At 41.9% G+C, this 25390-nt stretch carries 18 protein-coding genes and 2 tRNA genes; 1 reads left to right on the top strand and 19 read right to left on the bottom strand.

Translation table 11 applies throughout. From position 1 onward, the window contains the following. Positions 1-33: 33 nt before the first annotated feature. The 16 genes from HXT26_RS01365 to HXT26_RS01290 form a co-directional block, all read right to left on the bottom strand. Entirely contained in the window at positions 34-1245 is a 1212-nt protein-coding gene (locus HXT26_RS01365) for a peptidoglycan glycosyltransferase FtsW (RefSeq protein ID WP_415707181.1), read from the bottom strand. A gap of 526 nt (positions 1246-1771) precedes the next feature. Further along, on the bottom strand, positions 1772-3373 hold the full coding sequence (gene murD, locus HXT26_RS01360) for a UDP-N-acetylmuramoyl-L-alanine--D-glutamate ligase (RefSeq protein WP_004118770.1): 1602 nt from the start codon (positions 3371-3373) through the stop codon (positions 1772-1774). A gap of 24 nt (positions 3374-3397) precedes the next feature. Then, positions 3398-4501, bottom strand: a complete 1104-nt coding sequence (gene mraY, locus HXT26_RS01355) for a phospho-N-acetylmuramoyl-pentapeptide-transferase (RefSeq protein ID WP_004107386.1) — start codon at positions 4499-4501, stop codon at positions 3398-3400. Between the two features lie 78 nt (positions 4502-4579). Further along, a complete protein-coding gene (locus HXT26_RS01350) occupies positions 4580-6169 on the bottom strand; it encodes a UDP-N-acetylmuramoyl-tripeptide--D-alanyl-D-alanine ligase (protein WP_101886109.1) in 1590 nt (529 codons plus the stop codon). A gap of 99 nt (positions 6170-6268) precedes the next feature. Continuing rightward, a complete protein-coding gene (locus HXT26_RS01345) occupies positions 6269-7312 on the bottom strand; it encodes a UDP-N-acetylmuramyl peptide synthase (protein ID WP_101886110.1) in 1044 nt (347 codons plus the stop codon). 42 nt (positions 7313-7354) lie between these two features. Then, the gene (locus HXT26_RS01340) at positions 7355-9196 is read right to left on the bottom strand and encodes a peptidoglycan D,D-transpeptidase FtsI family protein (protein WP_004107378.1); all 1842 of its coding nucleotides are present in this window, start codon (positions 9194-9196) and stop codon (positions 7355-7357) included. Further along, complete coding sequence (locus tag HXT26_RS01335) at positions 9196-9783, bottom strand: hypothetical protein (protein WP_415696133.1); 588 nt, start codon at positions 9781-9783, stop codon at positions 9196-9198. The genes HXT26_RS01340 and HXT26_RS01335 overlap by 1 nt, the downstream gene beginning before the upstream one ends. Before the next feature lies 1 nt (position 9784). Beyond that, on the bottom strand, positions 9785-10810 hold the full coding sequence (rsmH, locus tag HXT26_RS01330) for a 16S rRNA (cytosine(1402)-N(4))-methyltransferase RsmH (protein WP_032835539.1): 1026 nt from the start codon (positions 10808-10810) through the stop codon (positions 9785-9787). An 11-nt stretch (positions 10811-10821) separates the two neighbouring features. Continuing rightward, on the bottom strand, positions 10822-11634 hold the full coding sequence (gene mraZ / locus HXT26_RS01325) for a division/cell wall cluster transcriptional repressor MraZ (RefSeq protein ID WP_004107368.1): 813 nt from the start codon (positions 11632-11634) through the stop codon (positions 10822-10824). Positions 11635-12613: 979 nt separating this feature from the next. Continuing rightward, positions 12614-13951 carry a type I glutamate--ammonia ligase gene (gene glnA, locus HXT26_RS01320; RefSeq protein ID WP_004107357.1) on the bottom strand — a complete coding sequence of 446 codons (1338 nt, stop codon included), beginning with the start codon at positions 13949-13951 and terminating at the stop codon, positions 12614-12616. 198 nt (positions 13952-14149) lie between these two features. Beyond that, complete coding sequence (locus tag HXT26_RS01315; RefSeq protein WP_415688404.1) at positions 14150-14836, bottom strand: hypothetical protein; 687 nt, start codon at positions 14834-14836, stop codon at positions 14150-14152. 81 nt (positions 14837-14917) lie between these two features. Further along, positions 14918-18484, bottom strand: a complete 3567-nt coding sequence (dnaE, locus tag HXT26_RS01310; RefSeq protein ID WP_004107352.1) for a DNA polymerase III subunit alpha — start codon at positions 18482-18484, stop codon at positions 14918-14920. Positions 18485-18530: 46 nt separating this feature from the next. Continuing rightward, positions 18531-19469 carry an RluA family pseudouridine synthase gene (locus HXT26_RS01305; protein ID WP_422112036.1) on the bottom strand — a complete coding sequence of 313 codons (939 nt, stop codon included), beginning with the start codon at positions 19467-19469 and terminating at the stop codon, positions 18531-18533. Continuing rightward, complete coding sequence (locus tag HXT26_RS01300; RefSeq protein ID WP_422112035.1) at positions 19462-19956, bottom strand: signal peptidase II; 495 nt, start codon at positions 19954-19956, stop codon at positions 19462-19464. Before HXT26_RS01300 ends, HXT26_RS01305 begins: the two co-directional genes overlap by 8 nt. A 96-nt stretch (positions 19957-20052) precedes the next feature. Beyond that, complete coding sequence (locus HXT26_RS01295; RefSeq protein ID WP_004107347.1) at positions 20053-21381, bottom strand: DivIVA domain-containing protein; 1329 nt, start codon at positions 21379-21381, stop codon at positions 20053-20055. Between the two features lie 152 nt (positions 21382-21533). After that, positions 21534-21743 carry a YggT family protein gene (locus tag HXT26_RS01290; protein ID WP_254596667.1) on the bottom strand — a complete coding sequence of 70 codons (210 nt, stop codon included), beginning with the start codon at positions 21741-21743 and terminating at the stop codon, positions 21534-21536. A 242-nt stretch (positions 21744-21985) separates the two neighbouring features. On the opposite strand from HXT26_RS01290, the gene galE reads away from it, so the two are divergent. Next, entirely contained in the window at positions 21986-22996 is a 1011-nt protein-coding gene (gene galE, locus HXT26_RS01285) for a UDP-glucose 4-epimerase GalE (RefSeq protein WP_422112034.1), read from the top strand. A 49-nt stretch (positions 22997-23045) separates the two neighbouring features. Here the strand turns inward: galE and HXT26_RS01280 are convergent. From HXT26_RS01280 to HXT26_RS01270, 3 genes are all read right to left on the bottom strand, one after another. Beyond that, positions 23046-23118 (bottom strand) — tRNA-Phe (locus tag HXT26_RS01280). Between the two features lie 43 nt (positions 23119-23161). Then, positions 23162-23235, bottom strand: a tRNA-Asp gene (locus HXT26_RS01275). A 102-nt stretch (positions 23236-23337) separates the two neighbouring features. Beyond that, the gene (locus HXT26_RS01270; protein ID WP_004107341.1) at positions 23338-25389 is read right to left on the bottom strand and encodes an ABC transporter ATP-binding protein; all 2052 of its coding nucleotides are present in this window, start codon (positions 25387-25389) and stop codon (positions 23338-23340) included. Position 25390 lies beyond the last annotated feature (1 nt).

The raw sequence follows: 25390 nt of genomic DNA, 5'->3' as shown, positions 1-25390 counted from the left end.
ACTTTCATATTATAAAAAAGTTGTAAATACTTACTACTTCGATATAGTAAGTTGCGGATTGGAACGCATAAGACCATCAGCTACGCCAATTGCAACCAAACACATAACAAGCGAAGATCCACCTGCGGACACAAACGGCATAGGCACTCCCATAACCGGAAGTATTTGCACAACAACAAGAATATTAACTAATCCTTGGCCTACAATCCACGTTGCAATACACATTAATACGATTGAAATAAATTGCGATTTCGCTTTTAATGCTGAAGATAGTATGCACCAACCAATAATTACGTATAGCAAAATTACTGCTGCTGCAACCAAAAAGCCCATCTCTTCGCCAATAATAGCGAAAATAAAATCATTGTGAGCGTAAGGCAAATAATTCCATTTTTCACGAGAGTTTCCGATGCCAACGCCTAATAGTCCACCAGAAGCCATTGCATATTGAGCGTGAATTGCTTGGAAGCAAACGCCTTTAGCTGCTTTTGCGTCGCATCCATGCAAAGTAGCAAGAATACGTCGCATACGATTTTGGCTTGTCAAAACAAGCATAGCGACCATAGCAATAGCAATAAAAATACTTCCTATCAGCCAGCGCGTAGGGAATCCACCAAGATAAAAAGCTATAAGTGCAATAAGAATAATAATTAAAGCAGTACCAAGATCCTTACCTGCAATAACAAGCAACAACGATACGCCGAGTCCTGCTGTTACAGGAATATATGCGCGCATTTGCACACGCTCATATGCTTGTTTTGCAGCAATCAAAGCTATTGGAAGCCAAATACATAATGCAAGTTTTGTAATTTCTGCAGGCTGCAAAGTAATAGGGCCGAAAGCAATCCAACCAGCATTACCATTAACTTCACGTCGTAAACCTGGAACAAATGTTAAGAACTGTGCAATAACAGAAATAATGTAAATGACAGCAACGTATCGTCTATAAACTGTAACTGGAAGTCGAGAAGCGAAAATATAGCCAATTAAACCTAAAACGCAATACATTGTTTGGTTTACGCCTTGACCCCAAGGTGCAATTCCGTAGGTAATCATAGTTACTGAAGAACTAGAAAACACCATGAATAAGCCAAAAATCGACAGTATAACCACTGATACTCGCATGCCGTATAAGCACCACAGTGGGTTAGTTAAACTGCGCAAGCCAACATATTTCTTTAATTCTGAATCTTGAGTTTTGCGCTCTAACGAGTTTTTTGAGTAGTCTTTCTTCGAGGAAAATATTCCAGATACAGTATGCGCTAATTTTGCGTATTTAATTGACTTTGTCGGCTTTGCTGTATTTGCTGGTTTCGCTATCTTTGTTAGCTTTGCAGGTTTCGCAGGATTTACAGTATTTACAGGATTTGCTTGCTCTGCAGGCTTTACAAAATTAGCCCGTTTAGTTTGTTTCGCTTGTTTCGCAACTTTCGACTTCTTTACATCTTTTACAAATTTTACAGATTTATTTAAAGAAGAACCTACAGATCTGCCAACTTTAGTAACAGAATTACTTACGGACTTACTTACAGACTTTCCTACAGACTTTCCTACAGATTTGCCTAATTCCTTACCCGCTTTGCTTGCATACGCTCCTACTTTGCTTATGGACTCGCCTACTTTACTTGCTGAAGTCCTAATAGATTTTTTAAAAGATTCAAATTTTTGTTTTTGGGAAGAATGAGAAGAATCTGAATCTGCTTCAATATGATCTTCCATAATAACTTCTGAGACTTTGCGCGCTAATGAACGCAAAAACTTTTTAGGCTTATTACTGTTGAACACCATGATTATGCACCCATCGTTGAGATTCTTTAGCAAAACGATTGCCGCGATCGGCGTACGAAACAAATTGATCCATAGAGGCACAAGCAGGAGCAAGCAGAACAACATCACCAGGCTTAGCATAACGCCCAGCAGCTTCTACAGTTTGACGCATAACAGCCTCACCGAATGAAGAATCAGGATTTACAAGCGAAGTATTCTCAATATTCTCACAAACTAAGTCATCAACGCAATCATATGATTTAGCGCAAGAACCATCCTGTGAAACAATAGTTACTGGAATGTGAGGAGCTGAACTGTGAAGAGCTTCAACAATTGGACGTTGATCTATTCCAATAACAACAACTGCTTTAATCACATGAAGTTGGTTTGCAATTAAATCTTCAAAATGACCACCTTTAGCTAAACCGCCAGCAATCCAAACAACCGAATTATTAGCAAAACTAGCTAAAGATGCACAAGCAGCATGAGCATTAGTTGCTTTAGAATCATCTACAAATCTAATACAATGCGAAGGATTTTCATCTTCAGACATCAAAGTCGCAACTGTTTGAATGCGATGACCTCCAGGAGCAAATTCGCGTAAAGCACGAACTGAAGAATCTACGTCACCAGTTAAACCTAAAGATAAAGCTAACGCAGTAAGAGCATCAGCTAATAAATGCGGATACACACTGCCATCAGGCTCGCACAGATGTTTTAGCTCACGCAATTCGACAATAGGTTTTAGAGTGCCTTTAGTTCCTCCAGCAACACCGCTGTTATCGACAATCCAACCGTCTTTTACGCCAATTTCACCATCTTTAGGCTCTCCTAACGTAAAACCAATCTTTTTACAACCATCAGCAACTTGTGCACAATCTGCCAATTTGCTTACACGCTCATCTTGAGCATTGTAAACCAAAGCTTTTTGCACATTATTAAATACTTTTGACTTGTCACGAGCGTACGCTTCCATGCCACCATGCCAATCTAAATGATCAGCAGCAATATTAGTAATAGCAGCACAATCAAGAGCTAAAGAATCAGTGAAATGCAATTGGAAAGAGCTTAATTCAACGCATAAAGCATCATGCTCACATTCCAAAGCAGCATGTGACACAGACTTTCCAATATTTCCCACGGCTGGAGCATTTAATCCGCAAGCGGTTAGCATTGCAGAAGTCATTTCTGTAGTAGAAGTCTTACCATTTGTGCCAGTAATGCCAATCCAATAAGCAGGTTTATTCGTGCGATTAGAAGGTACGCGCAAGCGCCACGCTAATTCAACTTCGCTCATTACTGGAATATTGCGCGATGCAGCTTCTTGCAAAAATGGCGTGCGAGGGTTAAATACTGGAGATGTAACAACAGCATCGATTTTAGACCAGTCTATTGCTGAAAAATCATGTATATCGGCATCAGGCTTATTTTCGTCTGCAGTCACAGTCTCAGATCCAACAGCGCGCAAAACCTCAGCTGCGCCACGACCCGAAACTCCAAGACCTGCAACTAATACACGCTTAAAAGCAAATGCTTTATCGCTTGTGCACGACTTACAAGTAGATTCAGACGAAACAGATACTTCATTGCCATCGACAATATTCATATTGAAGCCTTCCAATTTTTGAAATTAAATAAGCAAGCCAGAATGCCCTGCCCAATCGGCGTAGAACATCATAAGTGCAGAAAGCACAAACATAAGCTCAATCATCCAGAATCGCACAACAACTTTAGTTTCCGTCCAGCCGAGCAATTCAAAATGATGATGAATAGGAGCCATTTTGAACACGCGCTTATGCGTAGCTTTAAAGAATCCAACTTGAATAACGTCACTTGCAGCTTCCATTACAAATAATCCACCCAAAATCACAGCCAAAAACTCTGTGTGAGTTGCAATAGAAAGAGCTGCAAATAATCCGCCTAAAGCCAACGAACCAGTATCTCCCATAAATACTTGAGCAGGATTCGAATTAAACCACAAGAATCCAAAGCAAGCAACAGCAGCGCAAACAGCAATAATAGTTAAATCGAGAGGGTCAGAAACAGCGTAAGAGAATCCAAAATGACCGCCTCCACGCACATGGTAGCTTTCCCAAAAAGCAATCAAAGCGTAACCAGCAAAAGCAATCATAGAAGATCCAGAAGCTAAACCATCAAGTCCGTCAGTCAAGTTTACAGCGTTAGACCAAGCAGCAATAAGGAAATTAACCCAAACAATAAATACTACGATTCCTACACCTTTACCGAGTATAGAAAAATCAAAAAATGGTTTTTCAATAAAACTCATTCCAGGTTGAGCGCTAGCAATACCAGATTGAGTTGGCAATAGCAATGACAAAAGCGCGTAAATACTTGCAAAAATAATTTGACCAGTAAACTTCGCATGTACAGAAAGACCAAGATTCTGCTTTTTACGAACCTTAGCAAAATCATCAATAAAGCCAAGCAAACCCATTGAAAGCATTGCAAACAGCACCAAAACAGCAGACCATGAAGGCGAGCGACCAACAGAAACATATCTATAAAGAGCAGAAGCAGCCCAACCTGCTACTACAGCAAAATTAATAACAACACCGCCCATAGTTGGCGTGCCGCGCTTTACTAAATGAGATTGTGGTCCATCTTGGCGAATGTACTGACCGTAGTGCAAACGATGCACTAAACGAATAAGCAAAGGTGTGCCAACAATCGTAACTACGAGCGACACCACAATTCCTACAATAAGCGCAATCACCGCTTAACCTCCGTTTACTGTTCTGTTTGCTATAATACTTGATTTATTAATTTCACACTTATATTGAGCATCGAGCAGTTAAATATTTGCCCAATGTTCAGCAAGCACGCTCAAGCCTGAAGCATGAGAGCCTTTCAATAACACAACACTACTCGGATGCTCGGCCACAAGTTTCCAAACAATATCATCAGCCTCATCCGCACTGTGTACAAAATAGACTGCCTCATGAGAAGAAGGTAGTTTATTATTCCAAGAAGAACGCGCACCTTGAGCAATACAGTGAGCTAATTTATCTAAGTCAGAGTCCGTTTTCGAACCAACAGCAACAACCGCATCGACACTCGAATTTGCCACATATTCTCCAATATTTGTGTGCAATTCATCTTCGTTGCTGCCAAGCTCCAACATAGAACCAAGAACCGCTATACGGAAAGGTTTCGAAGATGCACTACAAGAATCATTTTCATAAGCGCACAAACCATCGATTCCTGCTTTCATAGAATCAGGATTTGCATTAAAGGAATCATCAATAAGTGTAAATTTCTCGTCATTCTTAGAAACTGTACTCAATTGCATGCGATGCGGGCTAATATGCGAAACTTTAGACAGCACAGAAGCAATATCATCTAAAGTCATTCCCAAATATCTGGCAACATTTGCTGCTGCAAGCGCATTCATAACATTATGCTCGCCTTGTATAGCAAGATGCACTTCAATATGATTCACTAAATCAGAAGAATTAATGCGTTCAGTGATAGTAAAAACTGCTTTACCAAAAGAATCTAACTTTATATTGCTAGCTGAAAGTTGGTAGTCATCTTTACTAGCTGATTCCAGCAATCCGTTTTTAGCATTTCTACCAAACCAGCGCACATGCTTATTCTCTACAAGACAAGACATTGCAGAAACTCGCTTATCGTCGGAATTTAATACTGCTATGCCATGTGGCAAAAGCCCACGCACAATCTCACTTTTTGCTTGCGCAATTCGCTCAACTGAGCCAAATTCACCTAAATGAGCAACACCAACTTTAAGCACTATTGCGAGATCCGGAGGAGCAATATGAGTTAAATTGGCAATTTCGCCAACATGGTTAGCACCCATTTCTGCTATTAAAAATCGAGTATTACTGCCAACTTGCAAAGCAGTAAGAGGCAAACCAATATTATTATTAAAAGATCCAACAGGAGCAACTGTTTCGCCTAGCGTGCTCAACAAAGCCTTCAACATATCTTTCGTTGTTGTTTTGCCAACGGAACCAGTGATACCAATAATAGTGAAAGGTTTGTTAAGATTGCGGCGAAGTTCCAAATTATGTTTAGCTAGCAAACCCAGCGCTTCTACAGAATTATTAACAACTATTTGATTGAGATTAGTGCCTTCGACAACATGTTCAACAATAGCTACAACAGCTCCAGATTTTTCAGCATTCTTTACATAATCATGACCGTCAACATGTTCACCAACTATAGCTACGAACACAGAACCTTTACGGATTTGACGAGAATCACTAAAAACGGAATTTGCAACTAAATCTGTGTCACAACTATTAAACTCGTGCATTTCCCCATGAACAGCGTTAGCAATTTCGCTTATATTCATAGGCATCATATCAGCATAATCTAAACTCTTAGCATTGCTAGCACACGAAGTTTCAACACAACTCATAACATCCTCCAAATTAGCCACATAATTAAAAGCTCTTAAACAAAACTCACGCAATTAATTTATTTGAAAACTCGAATGAAATCAGCGCTTCAGCACAATTCAGTGCAATTCATGCGAAACTCGCAGCGCACTTTTAATAGTCCCACGACGAACACCAGCAGCTAACACCATTGCAATAGATAATGAAAGATGCCGCTGTACATCATTGCCACCAATTTGATCCGCTAATTCAGCTAATTCGTCAGACTCAGCCGATCTAGTAACACAATAAGCGTGCTCTCTTCCAGAAAAACCATAACGTTGACGCAACGCATAAAAACTCATGCCGGTTGCATATGCCGGGTAAAGCGGTGAAGAAGATATCTTTGCGCTAATTTTCACATTTGAGGCTGCATCTTTAAATTCAGAATTAGGTTCAGATTCAGAATTAGTATCAGAGCTATCTTTAGACTCAGTATCAGATTGAGAATCAGATCCTGCGCTAGAATTGCTTTCATTCTGAATTTGCTCAACGCCAAGAACATCAATATTAACGGATTGCAACGCATTCTTAGCTAAAGTTGCAGAATTAAGTGCAATAACAACAGCTGCGGCACCATCTTCTGCACACACGGATAAAGCATGCTGTACATCGGCAATATTTAAAGGATATTGCAAAGACAATTCACGCTGTAATGAAGTAGATCCAGCATCACTAATAACACCAACAGGATTGCCTAACATATGCAAAAAATCAGCTAATCGCAAAACGTTAGCATGGATCTCATCATCATCGTCACCAGCAATCGCAAATATTGCGACGCATGAAGAAGGATCTGCATTAATATCGCAAGCAAGCTTGCCCAAAGCAACTGGATTAGCAGAAGAAACAAGCAAAGGTAGACCTAAATCTGCAGCCTCACCACGAAATTCTGGTGAAACTAATGCAGCATATGCCCCAGCATCACGTGCAGCCTCAAGCTGACGACGATCAATATGACCAATTGGCACAAATAATCCACCAGGACGTACATGACGCACATCATGAGCAATAGAAGTAATAGTTACCTCTGAAGCAAACGCAGGAACAACTTCAAAACCATAATTTTTTGCAGCAAAACCTAGCGTCACCCTAATTCTAGAGTATTCATCAACCGCACTCATTGCACACCCTACTTTATAGACAACAACATTGTAATGCGTACACTACCAATTCACAGGAACAGGATTTGTGCGTGGAGAAGAAGCTGGAATATCATACTTTTGCATTAAGAATTCTCCAATAGTTTTGAACAGTGGACCTGCAGTCATACCACCATAAATACCTTGTGGATCACGCAAAACAACTGTTATGACGAAGCGAGGATTATCTGCTGGTATAGCACCCGACCAGTCGCTGATTGTAGAGCTAAGTTTACCATCAGCGCCAGCAACTTCAGCTGTACCACTCTTTGCAGCAACACGATAACCATCGACACCAGCAAACCTATGATAATGCTCACCAGAATTTTCCAAAGCATTCATCATTTGTGCAGCAACATTTTCATCCAAAACGCGCGTTCCTGCAGGGCGAGAAGACTTTGTAACCCTACCATTAGGATCTATAACGGATTTAACTATTGACTGACGCAATCTCACGCCTTTATTTGCAATAGTTGCAATCGCATTAGTAAGCTGCAAAGCATTCACTGCATAACCCTGACCAAACAGAACGGTATCTTTTTTACGACCATCCCAAGCTTGAACGCTAGGAAGCAAGCCGCGAGATTCTCCTTGTAAATTCAATCCCGAGTACTGACCAAGACCAAATTTATAAAGATACTCATAGCGTTTATCTATCGGATATTTTTCACCAGCCATAACCATACCGACGTTAGAAGATTCTGAAAGAATACCAGCTAATGTCCAACGCTCAACACCGTGGCTAACAGCATCATGGAATGCTTGACCGTTCTTATTGAGAGTATTAGGAACAGCAAATTTATCAGTAAGCTTATGCGCACCAGTTTGTAACATTCCAGACATTGAGAAAGCTTTACCAATAGAACCAGGCTCAAAGGTTTGGCTTACAGCTCTAGAAACATTCACCTTAGCTTGCGTTGTTCCAGCTTTAATCTCATCAGTATCTTCCAAAGCAAGTATTTCGCCAGTACGAACATCTTGCACTACTGCAATACCCCAAGTTGCATGATATTTTTTCTTGCCATCAAGCAAAACTTTTTTAACATACCAATCGACATCGCTATCGATTGTGAGCTTAACATCGCTTCCGTTGATTGCAGGCTTAGATTCAGTTACAGTACCAGGAATTTTCTCATTTCCTGCATTATTACCTTGATAACGCTGATATCCATCTACGCCGTTCAAAGTTGCATCTTTAGTAAATTCAAGACCTGTAACACCAACCTCGCCTTTACGATCTTTAATATCTTTACGATTAACTTCATCGGCATTAGCAACAGCACCAATCACAGATCCAAGAATAGGACCGCTTGAATATACTCGTTCACTACTGTTCTCTGCATAAATACACCCAGAAAGATTCAAATCGTCAATGGCACGTTTCATTGCAGGAGTCACGTTACGTTTCAATAAAACGTAACGACCAACGCCAGCCAGCTTTCCACCAAGTTCTACAGAACTCATGTGCAAAATCGGAGCAAGCAAACGGGCGACCGCCACAGCGCCCGTGCCTTCTACAGGCTTGCCATTAAGCATATGACAGTTATGCTCGGTTTGTTTTGTGCAAGGAGTCGGCACAAAAGCCTGAGCATTAAGTGGATCTCCAATAATATTAAATCGCTCAACACTTTGAGCCAACACAGCACCATTAGCATCAAGTATGCGACCACGACGTGCAAGAATTGGTCGCACACGACTACGCTCAGCCTGAGCTGCTTGCGCTGTTGAACGAGCATTAATAATCTGTATAAAACTTAGCTTTACTATTGCACTAACACCAATTAACGCAAAAACAATTGCAATTACGGTGCACTTACGCGCAAATATCTGCTGAGAAGCGAAACGTTGTTTGATTAAGTGGCGCATCAATGTTTCTCCTGTTTTGCTTTCTGTTGATATTGACGATTTTGTTGTTCTTGTTTTTGAGTTTTATTTGAGTTATTAGTTTGTTTTTCGTGCTTAGTTTTCTCAGAATGACCATGTTTTCGTTTTGCTGCATAATCACTCAAGTCAATAGAAATAGAACCTTGTTGCGGAACCATTCCCATTCGTTGCGCTCTTGCAGGAAGTTCAGATTCCAAAGTATCTAATTTCGCTTGACGAGCTTCCACATCCTGATGCAAACGAGAAATACGCATCTGTACTGCAGTTTGGTCGAAGGAAATCTCTGCCATTTGCGTACGCAAAAGAAGCGAAGTCAACAACGTAACAACCATAAAAATCACAATAATCATGCAATTTACAAGAGGTACTTTGCGCGTATTGCTCCATGTCATAACCTTGCGGAATCGTTCAAGCACAGCAGAAGATTTACGTTGAGATGGGTTAAACGCCGAAAGAGCAGAATTATGTACGTATTCTTTACGAGTCGAATTATCTTTAGTACGACCAGCTGGAGCTGAAGCAGAAGACGCAGAAGAGCGCAAAACACGATTTTGCATGTTCAATACCATGTCAGCGACCTCCTTTTATAGCTTTACGACCAGCCGCCTCATCTTCAAGCCTTGGAATCCAACGCTCAGGAATAGGTCGGCATAATTCGACAGCGCGCAAACGAACTGAAGAAGATCTAGTGTTATGAACAATTTCTTCTTTAGAAGCCTTCATAGCTCCGCGAGTAAGAGCTTTAAAGAACGGCTGAGCATCGTCAGGAATAACAGGCATGTTTGCAGGAACATCGACGGTTAATCCTTGATTCATAAAACGTTTTACAGCTGTATCTTCCAATGAATGATAAGATTCAACAACTAAGCGACCATGCTCACGAAGATGCAAAGCAATTTTAGGAAGAGTACGGCTCAATTTATCTAATTCACCGTTCACTTCAATACGCAAAGCTTGGAACACTCGTTTTGCTGGATTTCCAGTAGCGCGATGAGCTTTCGGAATTACAGAGTCAACTAAGCTAACCAACTGACCCGAAGTAGCAATAGGCTCCGTAGCGCGAACTTCAACAATACGACGAGCAATAAGAGACGCAAAACGTTCTTCACCATACTCGCGGAAAATTCTAGTTAATCCTCGAGAATCATAAGTAGCTAAAATCGTTGCGGCAGTAGTTGCTTGCGTTGTATCCATACGCATGTCAAGTGCTGTATCGTGAGAATAAGAAAAACCGCGATCAGTTTCGTCAATTTGCAAACTTGAAAGACCCAAATCCATAAAAGCAGCATCAATACCGTCAATGCGGTTTTCTCGTAGTACTTCATCAATCTCATCGAACGCCGCATGTGCAGGAATAAAACGATTCTCAAGGCCTTCACTACGCATTCTTTGCGTTGCTAACGAAAGTGCTTCAGCATCACGATCAATACCAATAAGTGTTGCAAAAGGCGCAGCTTTAAGAAAAGCAGTTGCATGACCAGCAAGACCTAAAGTGCAATCTACTACTATTGCGCCTTTATGTTGCAAAGAAGGAGTAACTAAATCAACACAATCTTGCAATAATACCGGTGCGTGAATAGCTGTAATGTCTTTCATAACATCAGTCATCACATCACCGCCGGAAGTACATCGTCAGCAATATCCGCATAACCTTGCTCACGATCGGCAAGATACTCTTCCCAAGCAGATTTATTCCAAATCTCTGCACGCGTACCAACACCAATAACAACAATTTGATCGCCCAAATTGGCGTAATCTCTTAACATTGGCGGCACAACAATGCGTCCCTGCTTATCTGGCTCTTCATCAACAGCGCCAGAAAGGAACACGCGAAGATAATCGCGAGCTGACTTGTTGCTCATAGATGTGCGCTGAATTTGCGTTGTCATACGCTGGAACTCAACCATAGGCAGCACGTAAACACAATGCTCTTGACCGCGAGCCATAACAAAACCAGTTCCGAGCTGAGAACGGAATTTTGCAGGAAGAGCAACACGACCTTTATCGTCAATTTTTGGAGTATAAGTGCCTAACAAAATAGGTGTTGCTGGATGAGTTGACACAGCTTCTTGATATTGAGAAGCATAAAAAGGTGCAACTGGCATAGCTGCAGCTTGTGCAGACGAATCAGCAGCGCCGGACGGAGTGGAGGTGAAAACCGGTGCTGGCATATATTGCTGCATTGCTGGCATAACAGTTGGAGGCATACCATAATAACCCTGAATTGACTGCTTAGATTGTATAGGTTGAACAGGCTGAACGTATTGTTGCTGAGGCACTTGTGAATCTTGCATTTGCAGTGGCATCTGCGATTGCTGAGAAACATTTGGATCAGCAGCTGATTGAGCCTGATTTATGGAATGCGCAGAGGAAGAATTGGCGTTATTGCGCGGTTGCTTATTAGCAGCACGACGTGCCATACTCCACCTCCTTAACTCAACATGTACTATGCCATTTACACGTTGCTCACCATTTTACCCCATTCCTCCCCAAAAATCCCCACTTTTTTACAAAATTTTTGATTTTTTTGAAGCAAATCACCAATAGAAAACAAAAGACACGCATGCAGCGCTCAAGCAGGTCGTTACGAACGCAGTCGACCATCTGCACCAGTAACAAAAAACGACCAAAACTTTACAGCGGTGTAAAGAAACGGTCGCCTACGCGCGAAAAAACGGCAGAAACTTTACAGCGGTGTAAAGAAAAAGCCGTTTGCGCGCCAGAAAACGGCAGAAACTGTACAGCGGTGTAAAGAAACGGTCGGCTACGAGCGAAAATCCGACAGAAACTTTACAATCGCGCTGCTAGCGAATCGATACACGCGTTAAATATTTTTGCAGTCAATAGAAAATGTCGAAAACATCTTGCGATTATGTATTTTCGACAGTTTTGGCTTGCGTTTTGTTTATTTCACCAAACGATTTGGTATTTTCGACATTTTAGTAAGCTGCAAAAATCGTAAAAACGCTTGGAACGCAGCGCGACGTCTGCAGCAGTGTCCCAAAACAAGCTACAAACGCCGGAGAAAAAACTCCAGCAAATGTTCATGAAGCTTTGCAGTAATGCTTCTGCGAACGGTAAGTATTTATTGTCTATAGAACACTAGCATTCGTGCTGCTGCACACACCACACCATACGCACCTACCACATCACAAAACAACGGTGAGTGGATTTACGAGTGGGAGATAGGAATTGCTTGTCGAGCAATATAAAAGCGGAACGATAGTAATAATCTTATTGACGAATACTATTTCTGCAGAAAAAGTAATTAAAAAACTAAACTTAACTATGCAACCGCTAAGTCCAAATAAGGTATAAGAGCGGAGCGCTGCGAGATAAGTAATTCCTATATCACACAGACACTTCAGAAACCCGCCAGCCAAACGCCAGGCAAAACAACTACAAACGCGGCAAATACTTCTCCAGCTCAAAAGGCGTAACTTGACGACGGTACTCTTCCCACTCTTGATGCTTATTGCGCAAGAAGTACTCAAAAGCGTGTTCACCTAATACGCTTGCAACGAAGTCCGAGCGCTCCATAATCTTTAGTGCTTCATCCAAGGATTCTGGCAATGGCTGAATACCCATTGCTTGACGCTCAGCATCAGTAAGCTCCCACACATCGTCGCTAGTTGGATCGCACAAAGTCATTTGCTTTTCAATACCATCCAAACCAGCAGCAAGAAGCACAGAGTAAGCAAGATACGGATTCGCTACAGGATCTAGCGCGCGGAATTCCATTCGGCAAGAATTACCTTTACCAGGCTTGTATTGCGGAACACGCAGAAGTGCAGAACGGTTGCTATGACCCCAGCAAACATAGCTAGGAGCTTCCGCACCACCCCACAAACGCTTGTAAGAGTTCACATACTGATCAGTTACAGCGCAAATTTCTGAAGCATGATGCAAAATACCAGCCGCAAATTGACGCGCAATAAGAGACATATTAAATTCTTGACCAGCCTCATAAAAAGCGTTCGTATCACCTTCGAACAAACTCAAATGCGTATGCATACCCGAGCCAGGCTGATCAGTTAGCGGCTTTGGCATAAAGCTTGCATACATCCCACGCTCAAGAGAAATTTCCTTAACTACAGTGCGGAAAGTCATAATATTATCCGCGGTAGTAAGAGCATCTGCATAACGCAAGTCAATTTCGTTTTGACCAGGACCACCCTCGTGATGCGAGTATTCTACAGAAATACCCATTTGCTCAAGCATACTGACTGCGCTACGACGGAAATCCATAGCCGAACTTCTAGGAACGTGGTCAAAATATCCACCTTCATCAATCGGCACAGGAGCTTTGGACCAATCATCTTGGGCTTCAAACAAGTAAAACTCAATTTCCGGATGCACGTAAAAAGTAAATCCTTTTTCTTTCGCTTTTGCGAGCGCAGTCTTTAAAACGTGACGAGGGTCTCCCAGCGAAGGCTCTCCGTCTGGAGTTAGCACATCGCAGAACATGCGCGCTGTGCCTTCCGGACCTCCATGCCATGGAAGAATTTGGAACGTTGACGGATCCGGCTTCACAATCATATCGTCTTCTAGGACGCGAGTCATGCCTTCTATTGCTGAGCCGTCGAACCCTATTCCCTCTTCAAAAGCTGCTTCTAATTCAGCAGGGGCAATAGCAACGGATTTAAGCGTGCCTAAGACGTCCGTAAACCAGAGTCGAATAAAACGCACGTCTCGCTCTTCAACAGTACGTAGAGCAAACTCTTGTTGTCGATCCATAATAAGCCCCTTGGGTATCATCCGGTTGTATGCATAGTCACGCACATATGCACATTCACATGTAATTGTAGTGTATTATTTCGTATTGCGCTTCATATGTTGAGCTCATCTGCAATGAATTTACGTAATTGTAATGAAATTTCTACTTTCCCTCACAACTTCTTCAATTTAATATGACAATTAATTGCTTAATTATTTTTACTTTCTTTTGCCATATTTTTGAAATAGCTCGTACGCGTTCGCATCGCTTAAATCGTCACTATTGAACATCTCTATATTTTGTTTTGAAAGAGTTTCAACTGTTTCCATGCCAATAGCTAAATCTTCTACTGCACGCGACCACACAGCTAACGCCATAGGCGCAACTATTTCTTGCGGTTCGCAATTATATTCGTAAACTTTTGCAGTTAATTTATCAGCTCTATTTGTAATGAGCATAACATCCATTCCACGGAAGAAATCAACAAATTTTTGCACTGCTTCTTCCGGCTCATTGCCGTCCAAATTTTTTAATACCGCAACAGCACCTTGCTCTTCATCGAAGCATCGTGCTGAAACACTAGCCATTTTGCAAAAAGCAGCCAGCAACTGCGCAGGCTGCACATACGTAATCATTAACGCAACTTTTGCTTTATTTCCAAGCAGACCTTGCAAGTCTTCTTCAAAATTAGCTTCTTCAATATTGCGCATAGCTTGATCAAGAAAATCATTTTCTTGATTATCGTCGCTTTTTTGGTTATTCTCTAAATTTTCGCTATTTAAATTTTCTTGCGACTCTTCTTTAAATTCACGTTCAAATCCCGCGAGCGCATTATCTAATTCCGCATCAGTAAAAGAAGTGCGCACAGAATCGTCATTATTGCGTTCGTCACCATTGTTTAACATATTCGTTATTTCCTCCCCTTTCAATGAACTTCTTAAAACATACCTAATTTTATATTTTATCAAATTAGTAGTGCATATTTTCTACGCACTAGGCAAACAACTAGATCCAAAAACAATTTTCATTTCAGCAAACAAAGAAGTATCTCGCTTTACACGGAAACGATCCCCAAACGTAAGAACTTGCGCCTTGCCAGTATCATCGACAAGAGCCAAGCGCACTTCACAGCAGCCTGGGTGTCGGCTCAAAATGTCACTTAATTGCGCAACATGACCTTTATCTAGAACTTTACGCGGAATAACAACTGTTAAAGGTCTTTCATCCACTGATTCAAGAGTTGGTATTTCAAACTCTGTAGCACGCATTGAAACAGTTTCATCACGCACTTCAACTTGTCCACGAATACGCACAACTTGATCAATTGCAAGTTCTTGCGCTGAAGCTTCGTACACTTTGCCAAAGAACATGCATTGTATTGAACTTTCCATGTCTTCAACTGTGACAATCGCCCAAGCGTTACCTTTTCGAGACACTCGCCTATCTACGCTTGTAACTAGGCCTGCAATAGTTACTTGCTGACCGTCACTCATAGTTCTCGCTCTGTCGATCAGTTGAGCGATTGACATCTCACGTAAATCTGCCAAAACTGCAGACAATCCGCTTAGTGGATGATCAGAAACGTACAATCCAAGCATTTCTCGCTCAAAATTAAGCTTTGTCTTTTTATCCCACTCTTCAACATCCGGTACAGTAATTTGCATATCTCCCATACCGTTGTCGTCATCCGAGTCAGAAGACGAATCAAGATCAGCAAATAAATCAAACTGACCCTCTGCCTGCTTACGCTTAAGCGCAATCACAGAATCAATTGCAGGATCACAAATTTGAAACAGCGCACGACGATTTGAATCAATAGAATCAAAAGCTCCAGCTTTAATAAGTGATTCTACTAAACGCCGATTAAGTGCACTAATAGGAACACGTTGTACGAAATCCATAAAGTTTACGAAACGTCCGCGCTCACCTTCGCGCTCAGTAATAATATCGTTTACTGCTTTGTCTCCAACGTTACGAATAGCACCCAAACCAAAGCGCACAACATCTCCAACTGCAGAATACTCAAGAACAGACTCGTTTACATCAGGTTGCAAAACTTGAATACCCATGCGCCTTGCCTCGCCCAAGTACAGTGCAGTTTTGTCTTTATTCGTACGTTCGTTTTGAAGCAAAGCTGCCATAAATTCCACAGGATAATGCGTTTTTAGGTATGCAGTCCAGTAAGAAATCAAGCCATAAGCTGCAGAATGAGCCTTATTAAACGCGTAACCAGAGAACGGAACCAAAACATCCCACACAGCTTGTGCAGCTTCTTCAGAATATCCGTGAGCTTTCATACCTTCAAAGAACGGCACTTGCTCTTTTGCCAGCACTTCCGGCTTTTTCTTGCCCATTGCTCGACGTAACACATCTGCTTTACCAAGACTGTAGCCTGCTAAAATACGCGCTGCAGACTGCACCTGCTCCTGGTAAACAATCAAACCGTAAGTTTCGTCCAAAACTTCCTTTAACGGCTCAGCAACTTCTGGATGAATAGGGATAATATCTTGCAAACCATTCTTGCGCTTAGCGTAATTCGTATGCGAATCCATATCCATAGGACCAGGCCTGTAAAGTGCAATCAAAGCCGAAATATCGTTGAAATTATCCGGTTTCAAAGTACGTAGAAGCGCACGCATACCGTCGGAATCAAGCTGAAAAACGCCTAAAGTGTCACCCCTAGAAAGCAGTTGATAAGTAGCTTTATCGTCTAACGGAATCTTAGTATAATCAATCGGATCCTTCCCATTATTTTCAATATTTCGCAAAGTATCGCGAATAACCGTTAAGTTAGAAAGCCCCAAAAAGTCCATTTTTACAAGACCGAGCGTTTCACAAGTGTGATACTCAAAAGTTGTAGTAATAGTACCGTCAGTGCGCTCTAAAAGCGGCGAAGTGTTTGTAATTGGCTCCGAACCCATGATTGTTGCACAAGCGTGCACACCAGTTTGACGAATCAAACCTTCAATGCCCTTAGCTTCTTCCGTAATACGATGCGTATCTGGATCCGTGTCGTACATTTCGCGAAACTCGCGCGCTTCAGCATATCGCTTTGATTTTTCGTCGAAAATATCGTGCAAGCTCATATCTTTGCCGTTTTTAGCAGGAGGAAGAACTTTCGTAATTTTTTCGCCCACTGAAAACTCGTAGCCCATAATACGCGCAGAATCTTTAAGAGCTTGCTTCGTTTTAATAGTTCCGTAAATAACGCACTGAGCAACTTTATCTCTACCGTATTTTTCGCCCACGTATTCAAGAACTTTAGCTCGACCATCCGGGTCAAAATCAACGTCAATATCAGGCAAGGATACTCGCTCTGGGTTTAAGAAGCGTTCGAAAATCAGACCATGCTTCATAGGATCAAGCTCTGTGATGCCCATTGCGTACGCAACCATAGCACCTGCAGCAGAACCACGACCAGGACCTACCATTACACCATGCGCTTTAGCCCAATTAATATAATCTGCAACAACTAAAAAGTATCCACAGAATTGCATTTGGCAAATCACACCGCACTCGTAATCGGCCTGCTTTAAAACTTCCATTGGGATGTTGTTATTGTAACGACGCTCCAAACCTTCCTCAACTTTTTTAAGGAATAGCGAAGTCTCATCCCAACCTTCCGGACAGTCAAATTGCGGCATAAAAGCGCCATCTTCACCGTCGTCGAACATAACATTGCATCGACGAGCAATCTCAAGCGTGTTATCGCAAGCTTCTGGAAATTCTTTAAAAAGCTCACGCATTTGCTCAGCGGACTTCAAATAGTATCCTGAACCGTCAAACTTAAAACGGTCAGGATCGTCAAGCCTAGAACCAGAATTAATGCATAACATAGCATCTTGCGCTTCACGATCTTCTTCATGAACGTAATGCAAATCGTTCGTTGCAAGAAGAGGTGCATTAAGTTTTTTTGCAATTTCAAGCAAGTCTTTAGTTACGCGCGTTTCAATAGAAAGCCCGTGATTCATAAGCTCAATAAAGAAATTGTCACGCCCGAAAATATCTTGAAACTCGCCAGCTGCTCGTAAAGCCTCTTTGAACTGACCTAAACGAAGACGCGTTTGAATAATTCCAGAAGGGCATCCTGAAGACGCAATTACACCTTTTGAGTAAGTTGAAAGCACGTCTTTATCCATACGCGGGTAGCGCATTACACGGCCTTCAAGATTTGCAACAGACGAAGCTTTAAGAAGATTTGTTAAGCCGGTATCGTTTTCCGCCCACAAAGTCATATGCGTAATTAAACCACCGCCAGAAACGTCATCTGCACGCTGATCTTCCGTGCCCCAATGCACGCGACTTTTGTCTTGTCTTGCTGTTTCCGGAGTAACATACGCTTCTATGCCAATAATTGGCTTAATTCCAGCTTTTACAGCCGTACTCCACATTTCGTACGCGCCGTGCATGTTGCCATGATCCGTAATTGCAACAGCCGGCATGCCTAATTCTTTAGCGCGCGCTACTAAATCAGGTATTTTTGACGCACCATCTAGAAGTGAATAATGCGTGTGATTGTGTAAATGCACAAAATTGGTTTCCGGCTGAGTCATAAAAGATATTCTATAAGCGAAAGTTGACTGAAAAAACGCAAAAACGTTACTTTAATAATGCTCGCATAGCTTCTAACGCGTGTTGCAAATCAAGAGGATAATGCGACTTAACAGTCACTGATTTACCCGTGCGCGGATGCGTAAAAGTAAGTTCCATAGAATGCAACCATTGACGTTGCAACCCAAGTTTTTGAGCCAAAACTGGGTTCGCTCCATACATTGAATCCCCAACCAAAGGATGACCTATAGACGAAAAATGAACGCGTATTTGATGCGTACGACCAGTTTCCAAATTAACACTTGCTAACGTTGCTTGACCAAAACGCTCAAGCACATCCCAGTGCGTAACAGCAGGCTTGCCGTCCGAAGTAATAGTAAAACGAAAATCAGATACTTTTGCGCGACCTATAGGAGCATCAATAGTTGCCTTATCTTGCGCTAAATCTCCTTGAACAAGCGCATGATATGTTTTTTTAACGATATGCTTTGCAAACTGATTTTTCATTACTTCATAGGCAAAATCTGTTTTGCAAATTATCATTAATCCGCTTGTTCCAACGTCTAATCTGCTTACGATTCCTTTGCGCGATTCGCCGCACAGCGTTGTTTTTATATCTATTCCAGCAGCTTCTAGGCATTCTGGAACTGTCGGTCCGCTCCATCCTTTTGCTGCGTGAGACGCCACTCCAACAGGCTTATCTATTACAACAACATCGTCGTCGTTGTAAATGATTGGAATATTACATACAGAAGATTTATTATTTCGCTCTTCTTTTCGTTCTGCACTTTCTTTTTGATCGACAACAATCGTATCTCCATCTTGTAAAATGGAGGATTTTTGTGATTTTCTACCTAAGATTTTCGCTTGGTTACGCTCAATAAGAGATATCGCATTTGCACGCGAAACTCCCATTAGCTTTGATAAGCAAACGTCAAATCTGCAGCCGGAAAATTGGCTTGTAACTTTAAAGCAAATATCACTCATCGGCATGCTCTAAAAGAGGAATCCCAATCAAAATAAGGCATACAACTGCGATTCCTGCAAACATAAGCTCAATATCCGCAACGTTGCCAACAGACCAACTGTAGTTTATAAAATCTACGACTTTGCCATTCAAAAAACCTTGAGCATATTGCGCTCTATCAATGAGGTTTCCAAAAGCTCCAGCAAACGCTAGAGCAAACGCAATAGTCCAATACAAAGATTTTGTGTGCTTAATAGCCGCTATCATGGCACCACAAGCAGCACAAGCTAATACGCTAATAACCCATGTAAAAGAAGAACCTAAGCCAAATGATGCTCCAGGATTTCGTACAAGAGTTAAAGAAAGCAAGTGCGGCACAAGCTCAATGTTTTTCCCGTCACTAAGCGTCGACAAAGCCCAGAGTTTTGTTATGCGATCTAGCACAACACCAATAAAAACAATCAGTGCAAAAACGGCTACGCGAGTACGTAGCCGTTTCACACGCACATCTCTATGCGTCAATATTTATCCGATCTTTAGTAATTCAAATAGTATCGGTGCAGTGCGCAACATTTTAAAATATCAGTTACGCACTGCTAAAAACTACTCTTGCTTACCAGATTCCTCACCCTGCTTCTGACCTAATCCAGCATAGGTATTTTCATCAGAAACTTGAGCAACCAATTGACCAAGGAAATCAGTCAAGCGAGTACGATATTCAGTTTCAAACTGCTTGAGGCTCTGAATATTCCCTTCAATAACTTGAGTTTGCTTCTCAAGATTCTCACGTACCTGACGAGCATATGCATCAGCAGCTGTACGAGTTGTAGAATCATAGTCTGCAGCACGATGCTGTACTTCAGCCTCATACTGGTCAGCTTGATCATGCGTCTGCTTAGAGTAATCATCAGCAGCTTGACGAACCTTACCAGAGTAAGCATCAGCTTCATTGTGAGCACGAGCAGCATAAGAATCAGCATCGCTGCGAGTACGAGTAGAGTAATCGTCAGCATCAGCATGAGTCTGCTTGCTGTACTCTTCAGCTTCAGAACGAGTACGTGCAGAATATTCATCCGCCTTAGCAACAGTTTCATTATAACGAGCTTGGCTTTCTTCAACAATTTGCTGAGCCTTAGCCTTGCCCTTATCTACATATTGATCATGCAATTGCATAGCAAGAGTCAACATTGCAGTTGCACGTTCTGGCTCAGAACCTTGTGCTTCTGCACCAGCACCAGCAATCTTTTGCAAGCTACCTGTTTCAGTATTTGGCTCCATCTTAGCAACCTGCTTTCGAAGCTGCTCTTCACGCTGACGGGACTCTTCCAATTGCTTGGAAAGTTCCTCAATCTTAGTGTTTTCTTGCTGAGTGACAACAAGCTGCTGACGAACAGTTTCAAGCTCGCGACCCAAGTTTTCGCTGCTTGCACGGAAGTCGTCACGCTCGCGAGTAACAGTTTCAAGCTCTTTTTGAACCTGCTTAGCATTGTCTGCTTGAGCAGTTTGAGCAGTCAACTGATCTACCTGTGCACCCAAACCATCTAACTGTTCCTTCAACTGCTGGTTTTGAGCAGTCAAAGCACGATTACTTTCTTCAGCTTCACGCAACTTAGTTGCAGTAGCTTCAAGTTGAGAAGCAGCTTCATTTGATTCACCCTGCTTCTTAGAAGCATTACGCAATGCCTCATTTTCTTTAGTTAAGGATTCTACCTTAGAAGTTAACTCAGCAATCTTCGTATTCAAACCCGCAACATCACGGCCAAGAGATTGCGTGGAAGCCCCTAGGCCCTGCACTGCCTGCTGACCGAGTGCTTCTATTGTTTCTGTAACCTGATCGAGAAACTCGTCGACCTCGTCAACGTCATAACCTCCCTTAAAACGTACAATTTGGAAGGTATGCTCTCGAATGTCCTTAGGCGTCAACAGAGTCATATGCTTTACACCTCGCTTTTTGGGCACAGCCCTTTGATATATATCTATTCGATGCTATCACGTCCGCAGAAAATTAGTGCGGTTAATACAAAAATTTATGTAACAAAACGCCGCTTTTATAAAAATTACGCGTTGAAAAAACGTAAACTCATCTATAACCAAATTTGAAGAACGTACAAAGCAAAATATAAAAGCATATAACTTACGTCAATACTAATTTTTCCACAACGAGTTGGCGGAATAAACTTGCGCAATACGCGTAATGGCGGTTCTGTTGTGAAATAAATAATCCGTATTAGAAAATTAAAAACACCTCTAGGACGCATACGAGGAACAAGCACAAATAACCAATCTGCAACCATTCGAATAATCATTATTATCAAATAAGCGCGTATAATCACACACAATATAGATAACGCAACAAATATCATTCGAACATCACCTTACAAAATAATACAACTGACACATTCAAGTTAAGCATACGCTGCAGAATCAAAATGCAAGAATAACAGATGCTATGCAACAGATGCATATCATTAAACTTCAGTTTTACGAGATATAATCTCACTGATTGTATTGATATTATTCAAAAGGAAGGTCGACAATGACTGTTCTCGTTACAGGTGGATGCGGATACATTGGAGCACACGTAGTTCACGCCTTACATGAAACAAATCAAAATGTCGTCGTCGTTGACGATTTAAGCTACGGAAAGCCTACAAGAATTGAAGGCGCACGTCTTTATGGTATGGATATCTCTTCTCCTGATGCAGGAAAGCGACTTGCGCAAATCATGAAAGACGAGAATGTTGATGCTGTAATTCACTTTGCTGCTAGAAAGCAAGTTGGAGAATCCGTAGAAAAGCCACTTTGGTATTATCAACAGAATATTAACGGCATGCTTAATGTGCTTGAAGGCATGAAAGATAGCGGAGTTAAGAAGCTCGTATTTTCTTCTTCTGCAGCAACTTATGGCGTGCCTCCTGTTGAAGTTGTACCAGAAGATGTTGTGCCAATGTTGCCAATTAACCCTTATGGTCAAACCAAGCTTTTTGGCGAGTGGATGGCACGTGCTTGCGAGCACACATACGGAATTCGCTTCTGCGCACTGCGTTACTTCAACGTAGCTGGATGCGGGCCGGTGGAATTGGAAGATCCTGCGATTTTGAACTTAATTCCTATGCTTCTTGACAGACTACAGCGAGGAAAAGCACCTGCTATTTTTGGCGGCGACTACCCTACTGCTGATGGTACTTGCATTCGCGACTATATTCACGTCTCTGATTTAGCAGACGCGCATATTGCGGCACTCACGTATTTGGATCGCGACGAGCGCAAGTACGACGCTTTTAACGTAGGAACTGGTAAGGGTACGTCTGTGCGCGAAATTGTTGACGAAGTGCGCAGAGTGACCGGTTTGCCATTTAAAGAAACTGTTCTTGATCGCAGAGCTGGAGATCCTCCACAGCTTATTGGCAGCACGAAGCGAATTAACGAAGAAATGGGATGGCATGCTCGCTACGACGTTAAGGATATCGTAGAATCTGCTTGGGCAGCTTGGCAGGCAAATCCTGAGCATCATATTGATGTTGATTCGTGGAAGCAGCTTGACTAGCGAATAAAACAAAACGCGCGGCACAAATCGTGTCGCGCGTTTTTTGTTGTGGCTCCGAGCGGGATCGATCCGCTGACCTAGCGATTTTCAGTCGCTCGCTCTACCAACTGAGCTACAGAGCCATGATGAATAAAAAACCCGGCGAACCGGGTATTCTACTAATCGCGACCCCGGCCGGACTTGAACCGGTGACCTCCGCCGTGACAGGGCGGCGCTCTAACCAACTGAGCTACGGGGCCGTGGCTTTGTTCTCTCGAACAGCCGAGTCACTATCTTACAGAATCCTTAGCAAAATGCAAGTGCCGCGCGTGTTCGGCGTGTTGCAGCACAAAATCAAGCTATTATTCAAGCTCAACAGCTCCAGTGCAAAGCTGATAATACTCCCCACGTTTTGCCAATAATTCCTCATGTGAACCGCGTTCAATAATGCGACCGTGATCCAGCACCATAATCACATCAGAATTGCGCACTGTAGACAGCCTGTGAGCGATTACAAATACAGTGCGCCCTTCCATCAAAGAATCCATTCCATGTTGAACTAATTCTTCAGTATGCGTGTCAATCGATGAAGTTGCTTCATCGAGAATTAACACAGGCGGATTTTCTACTGCAGCACGAGCAATAGAAATAAGCTGTTTCTGGCCTTGAGAAAGCCCTTCACCGCCATTGTTAAGCTGCGTATTGTATCCGTCAGGAAGATGAGAAATAAACGCGTCAGCATGAGCCAATTTTGCAGCTTGAATACAATCTTCGTCGCTAGCATCAAGATTTCCATAACGAATATTGTCCATTATTGTGCCTGTAAATAAATTCACATCTTGCAAAACAGTGCCAATAGCGTGGCGCAAATCCGTTTTGCAAATATCGCGCACGTCAATGCCATCATACAAAATTTGTCCATCATCAATGTCGTAAAAACGCGTAAGAAGGTTAGCAATAGTAGTTTTTCCAGCACCTGTAGCTCCAACAAGAGCAACTTTTTGACCAGGTTTTGCAAACCACGTAATATCGTGCAAAACTGGATGATTTTCTTTGTAACCAAACACAACATCCGTAAAACGCACGTCGCCTCGAAGCAAAGTATAGCGGCCATCCTTAGAAGTGCGAGCATCTCGCTTTGCATGGCACACAATCTCTTGAGCCATTTCGCTTAAGTTTTGAGCGCGCTTTTTAGCTTTAGTGCCATTATCTTGCTTTGATCTTTTCCAAGCCCAATAAATATTGCTTCCTTCAGATTGTTCGTCTACTTCTTCAAGCACATCAAATGCTGATTTTTCTTCAAGATCTTCATCAGACTGAAGTACACGCACTTTAACTAATTGCACACTGCCAGAATCAAGTTCTGGCTTTTCATCAAGTAACTCAAAAATACGAGAAGCTCCTGCAAGAGCCATCATAAGTGCGTTAGCTTGCATTGTAATTTCGCCAATAGGGTTAATAAATGCGCGCGAAAGTGCCAGCAAAGATATAAGCGTACCCAGTGTAAGAGTACTAGATCCAGATAATCCCAGCGTTGGCAGACCCACTGAAGCAGCCCACGCACCAAGTAAAGCAATTAATACATAAAGCAAATAGCTTGCATTACTAATAACAGGCATTACGTTATTTGCATAAGAATTCGCACTTGCAGAAATTTTTTGCACTTTTTCTATGCAATTATCTAATTTTTCAATAGAATCTGCTTCATGATTGAAAATTTTAATTACTTTGCTTCCAGTTGCAGATTCTTCAACAAACTCATTTAACTCGCCTAATGCATGCTGGAATTGTTCAAATAAACTGCCAGATTTCTTTAGCATAAAACGCACTAAATAAAGCAATATTGCAGTGAATATAGCTACAAAAACTGCAACCGGAAGCGATAAGCACATAATAGATATAAACGCTGCCAAAATTGACATTAGTGCAGAAAAAGAGTCAGGAAAAGCCCACGAAATTGCTTCACGAAGAACCTCAGTATCGTTTGTGTAACGGCTCATAATATCGCCGTAACCTTGAGAATCTAAGTAACGCAATGAAAGCTTCTGCTGATGCTTAAACATAGAATCTCGCAAATCACGCATAACACTTTCAGATATATTCGCAACAAGCCTGCTCCAAAGCCAAGAACAAAACACGCCAACAACATAAACACTTGCCATCAGAATAATCATGCGAACAAGAGGCGTCCAATCCTGATTATGCTTACCGACAAGCGGAAGAATATACGAGTCGACAAGAGATTGCAAAAACATTGCGCTTGCAGCTTGCACGATTGCGCTAACTATTATTGATGCAATAATTACGCAAATTTTAACTCGATACACAAGCACATAAGAGGCAAGTCTGCTAAGAGTTTTCCAACTAATAGCTGAATCATTTTTAGAAGAGTGAGCCGTTTTATTCTTAGCCATT

This window comes from Gardnerella sp. DNF00497B, from assembly GCF_049262725.1.
Lineage (GTDB): Bacteria > Actinomycetota > Actinomycetes > Actinomycetales > Bifidobacteriaceae > Bifidobacterium > Bifidobacterium leopoldii.
Note: the sequence above shows the minus strand (reverse complement) of the source record. Positions and strands in the feature narration are given on the sequence as shown.

Coding starts and splice junctions, on each gene's coding strand:
- HXT26_RS01315 (WP_415688404.1), bottom strand. CDS start 14,836: ATGTTAAACAATGGTGACGAACGCAATAATGACGATTCTGTGCGCACT.
- HXT26_RS01340 (WP_004107378.1), bottom strand. CDS start 9,196: ATGCGCCACTTAATCAAACAACGTTTCGCTTCTCAGCAGATATTTGCG.
- HXT26_RS01345 (WP_101886110.1), bottom strand. CDS start 7,312: ATGAGTGCGGTTGATGAATACTCTAGAATTAGGGTGACGCTAGGTTTT.
- HXT26_RS01335 (WP_415696133.1), bottom strand. CDS start 9,783: ATGGTATTGAACATGCAAAATCGTGTTTTGCGCTCTTCTGCGTCTTCT.
- rsmH (WP_032835539.1), bottom strand. CDS start 10,810: ATGAAAGACATTACAGCTATTCACGCACCGGTATTATTGCAAGATTGT.
- HXT26_RS01270 (WP_004107341.1), bottom strand. CDS start 25,389: ATGGCTAAGAATAAAACGGCTCACTCTTCTAAAAATGATTCAGCTATT.
- HXT26_RS01350 (WP_101886109.1), bottom strand. CDS start 6,169: ATGAGTTGTGTTGAAACTTCGTGTGCTAGCAATGCTAAGAGTTTAGAT.
- HXT26_RS01305 (WP_422112036.1), bottom strand. CDS start 19,469: ATGAGTGATATTTGCTTTAAAGTTACAAGCCAATTTTCCGGCTGCAGA.
- HXT26_RS01290 (WP_254596667.1), bottom strand. CDS start 21,743: ATGGTTGCAGATTGGTTATTTGTGCTTGTTCCTCGTATGCGTCCTAGA.
- HXT26_RS01295 (WP_004107347.1), bottom strand. CDS start 21,381: ATGACTCTGTTGACGCCTAAGGACATTCGAGAGCATACCTTCCAAATT.
- mraZ (WP_004107368.1), bottom strand. CDS start 11,634: ATGGCACGTCGTGCTGCTAATAAGCAACCGCGCAATAACGCCAATTCT.
- murD (WP_004118770.1), bottom strand. CDS start 3,373: ATGAATATTGTCGATGGCAATGAAGTATCTGTTTCGTCTGAATCTACT.
- glnA (WP_004107357.1), bottom strand. CDS start 13,951: ATGGATCGACAACAAGAGTTTGCTCTACGTACTGTTGAAGAGCGAGAC.
- galE (WP_422112034.1), top strand. CDS start 21,986: ATGACTGTTCTCGTTACAGGTGGATGCGGATACATTGGAGCACACGTA.
- dnaE (WP_004107352.1), bottom strand. CDS start 18,484: ATGACTCAGCCGGAAACCAATTTTGTGCATTTACACAATCACACGCAT.